Genomic DNA, 323 nt, shown 5'->3' on the forward strand with positions numbered 1-323 from the left:
CTTGATTGAGCGCGTCACAGGCCGCGTCTTCGTTCTCGGTGAGGATGGCGATGTCAAAGCTGCGACTAAAGAGGGCTGGTGTACGCACGTTCGCGCGGTCCAGAAGCGCGGCGGCCTGCTCAAGCGCACCGATATCAAGCAATTTATCGATCCGCGTTTGAAACAACACATCCTTGTTCGTGGCATCAAACGTCGGGTCCAATTCGGCCAGCAAAAGCGACATGGTCAACTCTTGCAAGACTGGGAGGGTCTCAACGGGGATTGCGACGATCAAACGCGCGAGATCAACGCTTGAGGATTGCCCCCAGAGCGATAGCGTGAAG

1 pseudogene is annotated in these 323 nt (G+C 56.3%); it reads right to left on the bottom strand.

Annotated elements, in window-relative coordinates:
* Positions 1–323: pseudogene (locus tag AB9F29_RS21700) on the bottom strand (hypothetical protein); the annotation flags it as partial.

The sequence above is a fragment of the Falsihalocynthiibacter sp. S25ZX9 genome (assembly GCF_041205405.1).
GTDB lineage: Bacteria > Pseudomonadota > Alphaproteobacteria > Rhodobacterales > Rhodobacteraceae > Falsihalocynthiibacter > Falsihalocynthiibacter arcticus.